This window comes from Streptomyces parvus (assembly GCF_032121415.1).
GTDB lineage: Bacteria > Actinomycetota > Actinomycetes > Streptomycetales > Streptomycetaceae > Streptomyces > Streptomyces globisporus_A.
The window spans coordinates 4,735,670-4,750,200 of sequence record NZ_CP135079.1 but is presented as its reverse complement, the minus strand read 5'-3'; the positions used below and the strand labels follow the sequence as shown (position 1 = coordinate 4,750,200).

Below are 14,531 nucleotides of genomic sequence, written 5' to 3'. Positions count from 1 at the left end.
GGGATCAGAAGAAGACCTTGGCCAGGCCGAGCGCCCCTTGGCGCCACGGGTCCCGGCTGGTCCGGCCGGCTCCGGGAGCGGGGGCGCCGGCCCGCCGCTGGGTGCGCCACCACGCGTACGTGCCGAGGATGGCGTCCCGGTTGGAGAGCGCGGGACGGAAGCCGAGCCGTTCGGTGGCCCGGGCGATGTCCACGTAACTGTCGTCGAGGAGCTTGAACAGCAGCCGCCCGTAGACCGGGGAGAGCCTGGTGCGCTCCAGCGTGCGCAGGACCGCGAGTGCCGGTGCTGCCGGCAGCGGGACCACGCGTCTGCCGTGTCCGGCCGCGTCCAGCACGGCCTGGAAGTCCTCGCGCAGGGTGCCGAATTCGGCGGCGCCCAGGTTGTAGACGTCGTTCGCGACCTCGGGCGGGGCGTGCAGGGCGAGCACCACGGCCTCGACCAGGTCGGCCATGCCGAACATCTGGATGCGGACGTCGCCCCGGCCCAGGACGGGGAAGTTGCGCCGCTCCTCGGCCCATTCGAAGAGCATCGAGAAGAGGCCCATCCGGCCGGGTCCCAGGAAGGTCTTGGGCCGCAGCACCGGCAGGCACATCCCCCGCCCCCGGAACTCCTCGCAGACCTCCTCGGCCCCGGCCTTGGCCCTGCTGTACGGGTCGACGGGCTCGCGGGGGTGCTCCTCCGGGGTGGGGACCCGCTTCGGCAGCCCGTAGACGGCGGTGGAGGAGATGTGCACGACCCGTTCGACGCGGGCCCGTTGTGCGGCCGTCAGGACGGCGCGGGTGCCGTCGACGGTGATGGAGCGGATCTGGTCGACGGGGTAGCTGGGCAGGGCGGCGGCGCAGTGCACCAGCGCGTGGGCCCCGTCGAAGGCACGGGCGAGCGCGGCCCCGTCCCGGATGTCCGCGACGACGTGCCGGGCTCCGGCGGGCGGCCGGGGGTCGTCGCGCAGGTCGATCCCGACGACGTCGTGGCCGTCGGCGGCGAGCCGGGCGACGAGGTGGGAGCCGAGCATGCCGGCGGCGCCGGTCACGGCGATGGTCAGGCCGCCCATCGGGACACCGCCTTGTCCTTGAAGAAGGCGGTGAGGAGCCGGTTCATGCCCTTGGCCAGGGTCCGGTCGAAGGCGTCGAGGAAGATCTCCACCTCGTCCGGTCCGGCGACCAGGGAGGGGGCGGCCACCAGGGGGCTGCGGCCGTTGAGCGTGTAGTACATGTACACGTCGTGGTCGTGGTACATGGCGTTGACGACCGCGCAGGTGATGACCTTGGTCCGAAGCAGCGGGTCGCGGGCGAGGCCGCCGGGGGCGATCTTGGCGGCGAGGTCCAGGAGGCGGGGCCCGCCGTCGAGGAAGATCCCGTACAGCGCGCCGGCGCCCCGGACGTCGGCGACGAGGTCGGGGTACTGCTTGCGCAGCCTCTCCAGACCCGGTTTCAGGACGCGTTCGATGGCGCGGGCGCGGGCCGGGTAGTCGTCCTCGACCGCGATGTTGACGGCCTCCAGCGCGGTGGCGGTCTCCTCGCCGAAACCGTAGTAGGTGGTGCTGGTGGACTGGAGCATGGCGTCGCCGAGGCTGTCGTACGCCGCGCGGAAGACGGGCTCGCGGGCCACGAAGGCGGAGATGGAGGACTTGCCGCCGCCGAAGGACTTCGATGTGGTCACCACGTCCGGGACCAGGTCCGGGTAGCGCATGAAGTGGAAGAGGCTGCCGGTCTTGCCCCAGCCGGTGTAGATCTCGTCGAAGATCAGCACGATCTTCTCCCGGGTGCACAGCTCTCGCAGCCCGCGCAGGAACTCCTCGGAGCACTCGGTCATGGTGGACGCGGAGAAGGGTTCGATGAGGATCGCGTAGACGTCGCAGCGGCCCTTGGCGTCGCGGGCCCCCGCGACCGCCTGCCGTACGGAGTCGAGGTCGCCGTACCGGAAGGCGGAGACGCCGGGGATGCCGGGGAAGGCGAAGGCGTTCTGGGCGCTGCCGGTGAGGCTGCCCGAGCCGAGCAGTTTGCCGTGGAAGCTGATGTCGGCGTGCAGGATCTGCTTGCGGCGGCCGCCGTGGTATTTGTACGCGAGTTTCACCGCACCCTCGACGGCCTCCGCCCCGGAGTTGGGAAAGAAGGAGAGGTTCAGGTCGCCGGGGAGCAGCCGGGCGAGGTTGTGGCCGAGGGCGGCGATGTAGGGCGAGAAGTAGGTCTTGTGGACCTCCATCCGGCGCTGTTCCTGGAAGCGGCGGCGGGCGGCGAGGATGCGCGGGTGGTTGTGGCCGTGGTTGAGGACGCCGACGCCGCCGGTGAAGTCGAGGATCCGGCGTCCGTCGCGGGTGTGGATCCAGGATCCCTCGGCGTGGTCGACGAGTTCGCGGCCGAAGCCGAAGGAGGTCATCAGGGAGACCTGGCTCTTGTTGACGTGGGACCGGTACAGCTCGTGCACCTGGCGCGTCGACAGTCGTTCGCAGTCGTCCACGGTGAGCAGGGGAGGTGCGTCGGGGGTCATGCGGCTCCTTCCCGGAGCGCGGGTCGGGGGGCGGGCAGGGGTCCGGCGGCGCGGGCCCAGGCGAGGGCGGCGCCGGTGGCGGCGACCTCGCTGAGCACGCAGACGAGCCGGCTGGCGATGACGGCGGCGGTGGCGGCGGAGAGCGGCATGACCGCGCCGAGGGGGGCGAGGAGGACGAGCTCGCGCGCTCCCCAGCCGTCGGGCAGGACGAAGGCGAGGCTTCCGGCGACGGTGGCGAGGGCGAAGCCGCCGACGCAGACGGGCAGGGAGAGCAGCGGCGGGGCGCCGAGCAGGACGGCGATGACCCACAGGTGGAGCCCGGAGACCGCCCAGGAGGCGCAGGCCCAGCCGATGGACAGCCGCAGGGCGCGGGGCGAGCTGTCGGCGGCCCCGGCGGGGCGGCGGGCCAGCCGCATCGTCCACGCGACGAGCCGGCCCACCCAGCCGGGCCGGGCCACGGCGGCCGCCGCGAGCAGTACGAGCGGGGCGAAGGCCCAGGCGCCCGAACCGAACACGGCCGGGGCGACGAGGAGTCCGGCGGCGGCCCCGGTGGTCATCCCGATGACGAGGCCGAGTCCGAAGGCGGCGATCATCCGCTCGGGGGCGATGCCGACGGCCTTGCCGAGCTGGATGTGGGCGAGGACGCCCCAGATACGGCCGGGGACGAACTTGCTGATGACGCCGATGAAGAAGATGCGGGCGGTGTCGCTGGTACGGGCCGGGGAGCCGCCGTCCACCACCAGGACGCGCCAGGAGAGCATCGACAGGACGAGTCCGGCGGCGTTGGCGACCAGGGCCGCGCCCAGCAGGAGCACTCCCCCTGGCCGGCCGGCGGCATCGGCCAGCTCCGTACCGGCCGCGCGCAGCGAACCGCCGACGGCGAAGCAGGTGGCCGCGACGAGGACGAGTGCGGCGGCGGGACGCAGCGCCCGGGCCCACCGGGAGGGGCCTGGCGCGGCCTCGGGAGGACCGGCGTCCGGCGGCGCGGCATCCGACGGGCCGGCGTCCGGGGGTACGGCGTCCGACGGGCCGGCCTCCGGCAGCCCGCCCCCGGACCGTACGGCCCCCGGCCCCGGCGACGCCGCTTCGGACCGTGCGGGCTCCCGAAGCGCGCCCCCGGGCGTTGGGGCTTCCGGCTCCCGGTCCGCCCCGGCGCTCACGGTGCCGCCGCCGGGGCCGGATCGTCGCGGACGGCGCGGCGGCCCCGGGCCGAGGGGCCGAAGCGCGGGTCCACCAGCCAGCGCGCGCCGCCGACCACCGCGCCGAGCACCAGGGCGAGATGCACCGCGAAGTGCAGCGCGGTGAAGCGGATGAGGAAGAGCCACCCCTTGCGGCGCGCCACGAAGCGGGACAGGCCCACGTCCGCCAGGGCGAAGGCCGCGGCGCAGGCGAGCGGCACCGCGAGCAGCCAGGGGGTGAGCAGGGCGAACGGAAGCGTGAGGGGGACCAGCCCGGCGGCGAGGACGCCCCCCGTACGGTTGGCGCGCAGTCCGCCGCCGCGCCGGCGTTCCACGGCGGCGACGGGGACGAGGAGTTGGGAGCGGCGGTACTGCTCGGCGAGCATCGGCAGCAGCCGGTCCACGTCGTCGTGGCGGCCGGTCACCCGCTCGCTGAGCCGGATGCGGTGGGTGGCGGCGAGGCGGTCGCTGTACTCGACGTCCTCGGAGTCGCGGAGGTTCTCGTCGAAGGGCCCGGTCGCGTCGAAGACGGAGCGCTCGATCGCGGCCAGCGCGAAGAAGGCGGTGCCGACGACTCCGGCGCTGCGGTGGCGCCAGAAGTGCGCGTGCAGGCAGTGGTAGACCTCGACCGGGCCGTCGTCGAAGAGCGGTTCGGGGTCGAGGACGCCGTGGACGCAGCCGGTCTCCGGATCATCCATGAGCAGGTCGACGGCGTTCTCGATCGCGTCGGGCGCCAGGGCGATGTCGGAGTCGAGGAAGAAGAGCACCTGGCCGGCGGAGGCGGCGACGCCCAGGTTGCGGGCGGCGGAGACCCCGCCGTTCTCCGGGCGGGCCACCAGGACGCAGGGGAACGCGCGGGCGATGTCGCGGGAACCGTCGGTGCTGGCGTCGTCCACGACGACGACGTCCAGCGGGCGCAGGGTCTGGGCGTAGACGGATTCCAGGCAGGCCCGCAGGGTCTTCTCGTAGTTGTGGTTGGGGATGATCACTGACACGGAGGGGCGCTCCCGTGGCATGGCGGGTCCGGTCCTTTCGGTTCGGGGAGGCGGTGCGGGCCCGGGCGGGCCGAGACGCCGCCGAGTGCGGCGGGCCGCCAGTCCAGCGAGGAGGGCCGGGCGGCGCTCAGGGCCGCCAGGAGGTGTTCCAGCGCGGCCAGTTCGGCGTGGACGGGGTCGGGGCTCTCCATGTACAGCGCGGCGCGGACCGTGCCGTCCGGGCCCTCGACGACGTACATGTGGACCGGTCCGGGTGTGTGCGGTCCGGCCCGGAGGTGGCGGGAGCGCAGCCAGCGGGCCAGGTCCCGGGCCGTCCACCGGTCGGGGCGCGGGGGCCCGGCGCGCACGAGGAGCGCCGTCACCAGGAACACGGAGGCGTCCCGTTCTCCGGGGTCACCCCCAGGAGAAGCCGTCCCGGGCCGCCGCGGCGCACAGGGCCGCCGCCGGAAGGGCGCGGGCGGCGGCGGCCGACGTGTGGTGAAGGGCAGGGAGGGGGAACGCCCGCATGGGGAAACTCCTCGGAACGTAGCGGTGTGTGAATGGCTTGTGACGGCCAGATCCTGTCGCCATCGCCGTGCGGGGGGCCACGGTTACCGGGTGGCCGAAAGCTGCGGGGCAGCAGAGTGCCAGCCGGGGGAACGCGCTTTCGGGGCCCGCGGCCTGGGACGATGCGATGGTGGCAGGTGACTGCCTGACACCTTGCGGCCATCCGCCCCCGCCGTCGCGGTGCCTTCCGGCCGCCGGCGGGCCTCGGCGTTTCCGGCCACGCGCGCGCTCCTGGGCCCATCCACCCCGTGGACCTGGTCTATACCTTCACAACGCCCCACCCCTACACTCGCGCCGGTGCTGAAGGGACGCCCCGCACCGGCGTGCGGGGACGGCGTGACATCGGCGGGGGAGCCAGGGATGTTAGAGGTGCTGGGGCTGGACGCGCGGACGGAGCTGGTCTACCGGCTCGTCCTGGAGGAACCGGAGCTGCGGTTCGACGAGATCGTGGCGCGGCTGGGGCGGAGCGAGGAGGATGTGCGCCGGGCCCTGGACCAGTTGGCCGAGCTGTGTCTGCTGGACGACGGCCCCAGCGGTACGGAGCAGGGCCCGCCGGTCTTCCGGGCCCTGGATCCGGCGGCCAGCCTGCCGTTCCTCCTCTCCCGCCGGGAGGCGGAACTGGCCCGGCAGCAGCGCGGACTTGAAGTGGCCAGGGACGCGATGTCGGCCCTCACCACGGACCGGGGACGGCGGGCGGGCGGCTTCGACGTCGTCAAACGGCTGGAGGGGCTCGACGCGGTCCGCGAGCGGCTGACCGAACTGGCCGAGCTGGCCAGGGCGGAGTGCCTCTCGCTGCTGCCCGGCGGCGCGCAGTCCCCGGACACGCTGGAGGCGAGTTGGCCGCTGGACCGGCGGGCGCTGGAGCGCGGGGTGCGGCTGCGCAGCATCTACCAGGACAGCTTCCGCAACGACCCGCCCACCCTGCGCTATGTGAACCGGCTGGGGTCGCTCGGCGCGGAGAGCCGGACGCTGCCGACGCTACCGCTGGTGATGGTGGTGGTCGACGGTGAGGTCGCGCTGGTACCGCTCGACCCCGACGACGGGCGGGCGGGCGCCCTGGAGTTGCGCAGCAAGGGGGCCGTCGCGGTGGCCCGGATGCTGTTCGAGCAGCTGTGGGCGGACGCCACCCCGCTCGGCTCCGCTCCCGCCCGCGACGGCAACGGGCTGACCCCGCAGGAGGACGAGTTGCTGTCGCTGCTGGCGAAGGGGCACACGGACGCGACCGCCGCCCGCCGCCTGGGGGTGTCCCTGCGCACCGTGCGCCGGATGAACGCGGAGCTGACGGCCCGGATGCAGGCCCGCAGCAGATTCCAGGCGGGCGCCGAGGCGGCCCGGCGGGGCTGGGTCTGACCGGGCCGCACCGGGTGAACCGGGTCAACGCGCTGCCCGTGTCCTGTTGCGACACATCACCGTTGCCGGACCGCAATGCGGACAGGGGGTGACGCTGGCCGGACGCGTCCCATAGATTTCCTGCCCATCGCACCGGTGATCAGCGAGGGGACGGAGCACCACATGGCGGAATCGCCCACACCAGCACCACCTGTCTCACCAGCTACGGGGCAGCGCGGACCGACCCCGAAGTCCATAGCCGTCTGGAGCCTGGTGGCCCTGGCCGGCGCCATCGGCTGGGCCACCCTCGCGCTCTCGCGGGGTGAGGAGGTATCCGCCGCCTGGATGCTGGCGGCGGCCCTCGGTTCGTATGCCATCGCGTACCGCTTCTACTCCCGGTTCATCGCCAACCGGGTGCTGAAGACCGACAAGAACCGCGCGACCCCGGCCGAACGGCTGGACAACGGTGTCGACTTCCATCCCACCGACCGACGGGTGCTGTTCGGCCACCACTTCGCCGCCATCGCCGGAGCGGGTCCGCTGGTCGGGCCCGTGCTCGCCGCCCAGATGGGGTATCTGCCCGGCACGATCTGGCTCGTCGTCGGCGTCATCTTCGCCGGCGCCGTCCAGGACATGGTGACGCTCTTCTTCTCGACCCGCCGCAACGGCCGTTCGCTCGGTCAGATGGCGCGCGACGAGATCGGCCCGGTCGGCGGGATCGCCGCCCTGGTCGCGGTCTTCATCATCATGATCATCCTGCTCGCGGTCCTCGCGCTGGTCATCGTGAACGCGCTCGCGCACTCGCCGTGGGGCGTCTTCTCCATCGGCATGACGATCCCGATCGCCCTCTTCATGGGCGTCTATCTGCGTATCCTGCGGCCCGGCAAGGTCAGCGAGGTCTCCCTCATAGGCGTCGCGCTGCTGCTGCTCGCGATCGTCTCGGGCGGCTGGGTCGCCGAGTCGTCCTGGGCGGACTTCTTCACGCTGGAGCCGGGCACGCTGGTCATCTGGATGATCGCGTACGGGTTCCTGGCCTCCGTGCTCCCCGTGTGGCTGCTGCTGGCCCCGCGCGACTACCTCTCCACCTTCATGAAGGTGGGCACGATCGGGCTGCTGGCGGTGGGCGTGGTCGTCGCGCTGCCGACCCTGAAGATGCCCGCGGTCACCGACTTCGCCTCCAGCGGCTCGGGCCCGGTCTTCGCCGGCTCGATGTTCCCGTTCGTCTTCATCACCATCGCCTGCGGCGCGCTCTCCGGCTTCCACTCCCTGGTCTCCTCGGGCACCACGCCGAAGATGGTCCAGAAGGAGACGCAGATCCGGATGATCGGCTACGGCGCCATGCTGGTCGAGTCGTTCGTCGCGATCATGGCGATGATCGCCGCCTGCATCATCGACCCCGGCCTCTACTTCGCCATCAACGCGCCCGTCGGCGTGATCGGCGACAGCGTCCAGTCCGCCTCGCAGGCCGTGGCCGACTTCGGCTTCACCATCACCCCGGACGCCCTGGCCCAGGCCGCGAAGGACGTCGAGGAGGCGAGCCTGCTCTCCCGGACCGGCGGTGCGCCCACGTTCGCGCTGGGTATGGCGGAGATCTTCTCCGCGGTGGTCGGCGGAACCGCCATGAAGGCGTTCTGGTACCACTTCGCCATCATGTTCGAGGCGCTCTTCATCCTCACGACGGTGGACGCGGGCACCCGGGTCGGGCGCTTCATGCTCCAGGACATGCTGGGCAACGCCTACAAGCCGTTCCGCGAGGTCAGCTGGAAGCCGGGCGTCTGGTTCGCCAGTGCCGTCGTGGTCGGCGGCTGGGGCTACTTCCTCTGGGTCGGCGTGCACGACCCGCTGGGCGGCATCAACCAGCTCTTCCCGCTCTTCGGCATCGCCAACCAGCTGCTGGCCGCCGTCGCGCTGGCCGTCTGCACCACCCTGCTCGTCAAGTCCGGCCGCCTGAAGTGGGCGTGGGTCACCGCGGTCCCGCTCGCCTGGGACGTGGCGGTCACGCTCACAGCGAGCTGGCAGAAGATCTTCTCCGACGACGTGAAGGTCGGCTTCTTCGCCCAGCGCGACAAGTACCAGGCGGGCATCGACGCGGGCGAGGTGCTGGCGCCGGCCAAGTCCATGGACGACATGCGGACCGTCGTCACCAACTCCACGGTCGACGGGGTGCTCAGCGCGCTGTTCGCGCTCCTCATCATCGTGGTGCTCGTGGACGCCGGCCGGGTCTGCTACAAGGCCATCCGCGACCCGGAGAGCGTCAAGCTCCACGAGACGCCGTACGTCGGGTCCAGGCTCGTCGCGCCGGCCTCGCTCTTCGCCACCAAGGAGGAGAAGGCCGAACTGGCCGCCGCCGGCGTCGGACCCGAGGGCGGCATCCGCAAGGAGCCGGCGGAGACGGGGAGCCGGACATGACGCTCGCGGACGTACGACGGGTGGCCGGACGGATCCGCTGGTACGTCCGTGAGCTGACCGGTGAGTCCGCGTACGACCGCTATGTGGCGCACGCCAGGACGCACGATCCGGACGCGCCGGTGATGACCCGTCGCGCCTTCGAACGCAGCCGCACGGACGCCCGCGAGGCGGATCCCCGCGAGGGCTTCCGCTGCTGCTGAGCCCGTCGGCCGAACCGGGGCCGCCGCATCCCGTCCAGGGGCGCGGCGGCCCCCTTCCGTGGACCCGCCCCGGGCGTGGCCGTGCGGGACGCCGAGCCCCTCACCGTACGAAAGGATGTGCCCATGACACCGCGCTCCCGGTCGCCCCGGCTCCGGCCCCTCCTTCTGACCACGGCGCTGGCCCTGGCCCTGGCGGCGACAGGCTGCGGCACCGAGCCGGCGCCCGGCTCGCAGACGGCGGCGGACAGGAGTTCCTCGGCCGGTGCGGCGCCCGGCCGGGCGGAGCTGGAGGCGCGGGCGCGGGCCGTGCAGACCGTCGCGGAGCATGTGTGGGTGACCGAGGCCGCGGGTTACGCCCTGGCCCGCCAGTCGGTCGGGGTGCTCGGCGAGGACGGGTTCGGCAGCGTCTACACCGACCCGGACGGCGGGCAGATCCGGCTGTCGGTGGAACGCCTCCCGCACGCCGGCGCCGACTGCACGGAGGGGCCCGCGTCGGGCAGCGGCCGGGAGCCCCTGGTGACCTGCGAGCGGGACGGCGAACAGTGGTACCGGGCCACGGAGTCGGGCCACGCGTACGCCCGGGAACAGGGCGACCTGGTCGTGACGTTGAGCGGAACACGCCAGGACGTGGACCGGGCGACGCTGCGGGCGGCAGCCCTGGCCGCCCACCGCGCCGACGACCACGAGCTGGACCAGGTACTGCCGCCGCCCGGCGAGGCCGCCGGTCAGCAGCCGGTCGAGCGGGGGGACCTGCCGCCGGTGGGCGACGGCGCCCCGAACAACGATGTGGGAGCGAGTGGCTGACATGGGAACCGACGCGGGAGCGAGCGGCTGATGGATCTGACGATCAGGGCGGCGGAGCCCGGCGAGTACGCCGTCCTCGGCGAGATCATCGCCGAGGCGTATCTCGGCGAGAGTCTGCTGGACGGCCCGCAGGACCCGTATCTGCTCAAGCTGCGGGCGGTCGGACAGCGCGCGGCCGAGGCCGAGGTCCTCGTCGCGCTCGACGCGGACGGGGCGGTGCTCGGCGGTGTGACGTATGCCGCACCGGGCACCCCGTGGCGCGACATCGCCGGTCCGGACGAGGCCGAATTCCGGATGCTGGCCGTGGCCCGCGAGGGGCGCGGACGGGGGGTGGGAGAGGCCCTCGTGCGGGCGTGCGTCGAGCGCGCACGGGCCACCGACGGCGTGCGGGCTCTGGTGCTGTCGACACAGCCGGCCATGCTCGCAGCCCAGAGGATCTACCGTCGGCTCGGCTTCGTACGGACCCCCGAACGGGACTGGGAACCGGTGCCGGGACTAGGGCTCATGACCTTCCGGCTGGAGCTGGAGGCTCCCTCCTGAGGGGCGCGCCGAATCGTCGCGACACAACATGTGGGGGCCGCTTCATCCGGCGGCCCCCACATGTATGCTCGACTTCGCTGTCGCCGCAGGGGAATCCGGTGCGAATCCGGAACTGTCCCGCAACGGTGTGATCAGTGCGCTTTTGCGCACCTTCAAGTCCGAAGACCTGCCGACAGCGCGTCCGGCTCGACCGAACCGGACGCCAGACGTCCGGGCCTCGCGGACAGGCCGGTGGACGCCGTCAGCAGTGCTGCCCCGCCCCGGGTTTCGCGCTGCCCGGCTCCCCCTCCTTCCGCCGGCCCCAGCCGAGCGAGGGAAAGCCCAGTGACCATCGCGCCCGCCGATCCGGTTTCAGCCACCGAATCCGCCGTGTCCGCAGCGTCCACCACGGCCGGGAAAGCCTCCGACGACGGACCCGGGACCGCCCTGCTGCGGACCCTGACCGACCTCACCGTCGATCTTCCCGACACCGACCCCGGCCGGGTCGCCGCCGCAGCCCTGCGCGGGCGCAACGCCCGCTCCGACGAGGCCGAGCTGCGCTCGCTGGCCACCGAGGCCGCCGCGGGGCTGATCTCCGAGGACCCGGCGTACTCCCGGCTGGCCGCCCGGCTGCTGACCCGCACGATCGCGGACGAGGCGGCGGGCCAGGGCGCCACGCACTTCTCCGCCTCGGTCGCCGTGGGCCACCGCGAGGGCCTGATCGCCGACCGCACCGCCGCCTTCGTCGAGCTGCACGCGAAGGCGCTGGACGAGCTGGTGGAGCGGACGCTGGCCGAGGGCGCGGACGACCGCTTCGGCTACTTCGGTCTCCGTACGCTGCACAGCCGCTACCTGCTGCGCCACCCGATCACCCGCCAGGTCATCGAGACCCCGCAGCACTTCATGCTGCGGGTGGCCGCGGGCCTCGCCGAGGACGAGTCGGCTCGGGCGCTGGACGAGGTCGCCGCGCTCTACGGGCTGATGAGCAAGCTGGACTACCTCCCCTCCTCACCCACCCTCTTCAACTCCGGTACGCGGCACCCGCAGATGTCCTCCTGCTATCTGCTGGACTCGCCGAAGGACGAGCTGGACTCGATCTACGACCGCTACCACCAGGTGGCGCGGCTCTCGAAGCACGCGGGCGGCATCGGCCTGTCGTACTCCCGCATCCGCGCCCGGGGTTCGCTGATCCGGGGCACCAACGGGCACTCCAACGGCATCGTGCCGTTCCTCAAGACGCTGGACGCCTCCGTGGCTGCGGTGAACCAGGGCGGCCGGCGCAAGGGCGCCGCGGCGGTCTACCTGGAGACCTGGCACGCGGACATCGAGGAGTTCCTGGAGCTCCGCGACAACACCGGTGAGGACCAGCGGCGTACGCACAACCTGAACCTGGCCCACTGGATCCCGGACGAGTTCATGCGCCGGGTCGACGCGGACACCGAGTGGTCGCTGTTCTCCCCGGCGGACGTGCCCGAGCTGGTCGACCTGTGGGGCGACGCGTTCGACGCCGCCTACCGCGCCGCCGAGGCCGAGGGCCTGGCCCGCAAGACGATGCCGGCGCGCGAGCTGTACGGCCGGATGATGCGGACCCTCGCGCAGACCGGCCAGGGCTGGATGACGTTCAAGGACGCCTCCAACCGGACCGCCAACCAGACCGCCGAGCCGGGCCGGGTCGTGCACTCGTCGAACCTGTGCACGGAGATCCTGGAGGTCACCGACGACGGCGAGACGGCCGTCTGCAACCTGGGCTCGGTCAACCTGGGCGCGTTCGTCGCGAACGGCTCGATCGACTGGGAGCGCCTGGACTCCACCGTCCGTACGGCGGTGACCTTCCTGGACCGGGTCGTCGACATCAACTTCTACCCGACCGAGCAGGCCGGGCGCTCCAACTCCCGCTGGCGGCCGGTGGGGCTGGGCGCGATGGGCCTCCAGGACGTCTTCTTCCAGCTGCGCCTGCCCTTCGACTCCCCCGAGGCCCGCGCGCTCTCCACGAAGATCTCCGAGCGGATCATGCTGGCCGCGTACGAGGCGTCCTGCGACCTCGCCGAGCGCTCGGGCCCGCTGCCGGCGTGGTCGCAGACGCGTGCCGCGCGCGGAGCGCTGCACCCCGACCACTACGCCACCGAGCTGAACTGGCCGGAGCGCTGGGACGCCCTGCGCGCCCGGATCGCGAAGACCGGCATGCGCAACTCCCTGCTGCTCGCCATCGCGCCGACCGCGACGATCGCCTCGATCGCGGGCGTGTACGAGTGCATCGAGCCGCAGGTCTCCAACCTGTTCAAGCGCGAGACGCTCAGCGGTGAGTTCCTCCAGGTCAACGCCTACCTGGTGGACGAGCTGAAGAAGCTCGGCGTGTGGGACGCCCGCACCCGTGAGGCGCTGCGCGAGGCCAGTGGCTCCGTGCAGGGCTTCGCCTGGATCCCCGAGGACGTGCGGGCGCTGTACCGCACGGCGTGGGAGATCCCGCAGCGCGGGCTGATCGACATGGCGGCGGCCCGTACGCCGTTCCTGGACCAGAGCCAGTCGCTCAACCTGTTCCTGGAGACGCCGACGATCGGCAAGCTCTCCTCGATGTACGCGTACGCCTGGAAGCAGGGGCTGAAGACGACGTACTACCTGCGTTCGCGCCCGGCGACCAGGATCGCCCGTGCCGCGTCCGGCCAGGCGTCCGCCGCCCCCATTCCCGTACAGCAGGCGCAGGCGCCCGACGCGGACGCCATCGCCTGCTCCCTGGAAAACCCCGAGTCCTGCGAGGCCTGCCAGTAATGAGCTCCACCCGAGACAAGAACCTGCTCGACCCGGGATTCGAGCTGACCCTGCGTCCCATGCGCTACCCGGACTTCTACGAGCGCTACCGGGACGCGATCAAGAACACCTGGACCGTGGAGGAGGTCGACCTCCACTCGGACGTCGCCGACCTCGCGAAGCTGTCGCCGGGTGAGCAGCACATGATCGGCCGGCTGGTGGCGTTCTTCGCGACCGGTGACTCGATCGTCTCCAACAACCTCGTGCTGACGCTGTACAAGCACATCAACTCCCCCGAGGCGCGGCTGTACCTGTCGCGGCAGCTCTTCGAGGAGGCCGTGCACGTCCAGTTCTATCTGACGCTGCTGGACACCTACCTGCCCGATCCGGACGACCGGGCGGCGGCGTTCGACGCGGTCGAGGAGATCCCGTCGATCCGCGAGAAGGCGCAGTTCTGCTTCAAGTGGATGGACTCGGTCGAGAAGATCGAGCGGCTGGAGACGAAGGCCGACCGCCGTCGCTTCCTGCTGAACCTGATCTGCTTCGCGGCCTGCATCGAGGGGCTGTTCTTCTACGGCGCGTTCGCCTACGTGTACTGGTTCCGCTCGCGCGGCCTGCTGCACGGTCTCGCCACGGGCACCAACTGGGTGTTCCGTGACGAGACGATGCACATGAACTTCGCGTTCGAGGTCGTGGACACCGTCCGCAAGGAGGAGCCGGACCTCTTCGACGACGAGCTCCAGCAGCAGGTCACCGACATGTTGAAGGAGGCCGTCGACGCGGAGCTGCAGTTCGGCCGCGACCTGTGCGGCGACGGGCTGCCGGGGATGAACACCGAGTCGATGCGCGAGTACCTGCAGTGCGTCGCCGACCAGCGGCTCGCCCGCCTCGGCTTCCCGACGGTGTACGGCTCGGAGAACCCGTTCTCCTTCATGGAGCTGCAGGGCGTCCAGGAGCTGACGAACTTCTTCGAGCGCCGCCCGTCCGCCTACCAGGTGGCCGTCGAGGGCTCGGTCGGGTTCGACGACGACTTCTAGACCCGAGGGGTCCTCAGACCCTGGCCCAACTCCTGAGGTGAGGGCGCCGCGTGGCCGTGACAGGCCGCGCGGCGCTTTCCGTTTCCGTGGGTTCCGCCTCCCTGCGCGCGGCGTCGCGCAGCTGGCGGTCGATGCGGCGCTCACGCGCGAGGCCGAGGCCCGCGGGGAGGAGGACGAGGGCGAGGAGGGCGGTCACGACGAGGTAGTCCAGGAAGAGGTTCATGGCTCCACCTTCGTCCCCCCGGGGGATTGTGGTCAGTGGCAGCACTGCCACACAGCATC

The 14,531-nt window shown here is 72.1% G+C and carries 13 protein-coding genes and 1 riboswitch; of the genes, 7 read left to right on the top strand and 6 right to left on the bottom strand.

Going from position 1 to position 14,531, the window contains the following annotated elements:
- Positions 1-4: 4 nt before the first annotated feature.
- The 5 genes from RNL97_RS22565 to RNL97_RS22545 are packed head-to-tail and all read right to left on the bottom strand — an operon-like array spanning position 5 to position 5,031.
- On the bottom strand, positions 5-1,051 hold the full coding sequence (locus RNL97_RS22565) for an NAD-dependent epimerase/dehydratase family protein (RefSeq protein WP_030576883.1): 1,047 nt from the start codon (positions 1,049-1,051) through the stop codon (positions 5-7).
- Positions 1,039-2,487 (bottom strand): aspartate aminotransferase family protein, encoded by a 1,449-nt coding sequence (locus RNL97_RS22560; protein ID WP_030576881.1) that lies wholly within the window; start codon positions 2,485-2,487, stop codon positions 1,039-1,041. Before RNL97_RS22560 ends, RNL97_RS22565 begins: the two co-directional genes overlap by 13 nt.
- Positions 2,484-3,647 (bottom strand): lysylphosphatidylglycerol synthase transmembrane domain-containing protein, encoded by a 1,164-nt coding sequence (locus RNL97_RS22555; RefSeq protein ID WP_313751116.1) that lies wholly within the window; start codon positions 3,645-3,647, stop codon positions 2,484-2,486. The genes RNL97_RS22560 and RNL97_RS22555 overlap by 4 nt, the downstream gene beginning before the upstream one ends.
- Positions 3,644-4,654: a glycosyltransferase family 2 protein gene (locus RNL97_RS22550; protein ID WP_313751658.1), complete on the bottom strand. Its 1,011-nt coding sequence runs from the start codon at positions 4,652-4,654 to the stop codon at positions 3,644-3,646. The genes RNL97_RS22555 and RNL97_RS22550 overlap by 4 nt, the downstream gene beginning before the upstream one ends.
- Positions 4,651-5,031, bottom strand: a complete 381-nt coding sequence (locus RNL97_RS22545; RefSeq protein ID WP_030576875.1) for a hypothetical protein — start codon at positions 5,029-5,031, stop codon at positions 4,651-4,653. The genes RNL97_RS22550 and RNL97_RS22545 overlap by 4 nt, the downstream gene beginning before the upstream one ends.
- A 535-nt stretch (positions 5,032-5,566) precedes the next feature.
- Here RNL97_RS22545 and RNL97_RS22540 point away from each other — a divergent pair.
- From RNL97_RS22540 to RNL97_RS22510, 7 genes are all read left to right on the top strand, one after another.
- Entirely contained in the window at positions 5,567-6,556 is a 990-nt protein-coding gene (locus tag RNL97_RS22540; RefSeq protein ID WP_030576873.1) for a helix-turn-helix transcriptional regulator, read from the top strand.
- A gap of 162 nt (positions 6,557-6,718) precedes the next feature.
- The gene (locus RNL97_RS22535; protein ID WP_030576871.1) at positions 6,719-8,944 is read left to right on the top strand and encodes a carbon starvation CstA family protein; all 2,226 of its coding nucleotides are present in this window, start codon (positions 6,719-6,721) and stop codon (positions 8,942-8,944) included.
- The gene (locus RNL97_RS22530) at positions 8,941-9,144 is read left to right on the top strand and encodes a YbdD/YjiX family protein (protein WP_030576869.1); all 204 of its coding nucleotides are present in this window, start codon (positions 8,941-8,943) and stop codon (positions 9,142-9,144) included. The genes RNL97_RS22535 and RNL97_RS22530 overlap by 4 nt, the downstream gene beginning before the upstream one ends.
- Positions 9,145-9,267: 123 nt before the next feature.
- Positions 9,268-9,948 carry a hypothetical protein gene (locus tag RNL97_RS22525; RefSeq protein ID WP_030576867.1) on the top strand — a complete coding sequence of 227 codons (681 nt, stop codon included), beginning with the start codon at positions 9,268-9,270 and terminating at the stop codon, positions 9,946-9,948.
- Between the two features lie 30 nt (positions 9,949-9,978).
- Positions 9,979-10,488 (top strand): GNAT family N-acetyltransferase, encoded by a 510-nt coding sequence (locus RNL97_RS22520; protein WP_030576864.1) that lies wholly within the window; start codon positions 9,979-9,981, stop codon positions 10,486-10,488.
- A 64-nt stretch (positions 10,489-10,552) separates the two neighbouring features.
- A riboswitch (cobalamin riboswitch) is annotated at positions 10,553-10,676 on the top strand.
- Positions 10,677-10,812: 136 nt separating this feature from the next.
- Positions 10,813-13,233 (top strand): ribonucleoside-diphosphate reductase subunit alpha, encoded by a 2,421-nt coding sequence (locus RNL97_RS22515; protein WP_313751115.1) that lies wholly within the window; start codon positions 10,813-10,815, stop codon positions 13,231-13,233.
- A complete protein-coding gene (locus tag RNL97_RS22510; protein ID WP_030576858.1) occupies positions 13,233-14,249 on the top strand; it encodes a ribonucleotide-diphosphate reductase subunit beta in 1,017 nt (338 codons plus the stop codon). Before RNL97_RS22515 ends, RNL97_RS22510 begins: the two co-directional genes overlap by 1 nt.
- A gap of 13 nt (positions 14,250-14,262) precedes the next feature.
- Here the strand turns inward: RNL97_RS22510 and RNL97_RS22505 are convergent, their stop codons facing one another.
- A complete protein-coding gene (locus RNL97_RS22505) occupies positions 14,263-14,472 on the bottom strand; it encodes a hypothetical protein (RefSeq protein ID WP_313751114.1) in 210 nt (69 codons plus the stop codon).
- Between the last annotated feature and the right edge of the window lie 59 nt (positions 14,473-14,531).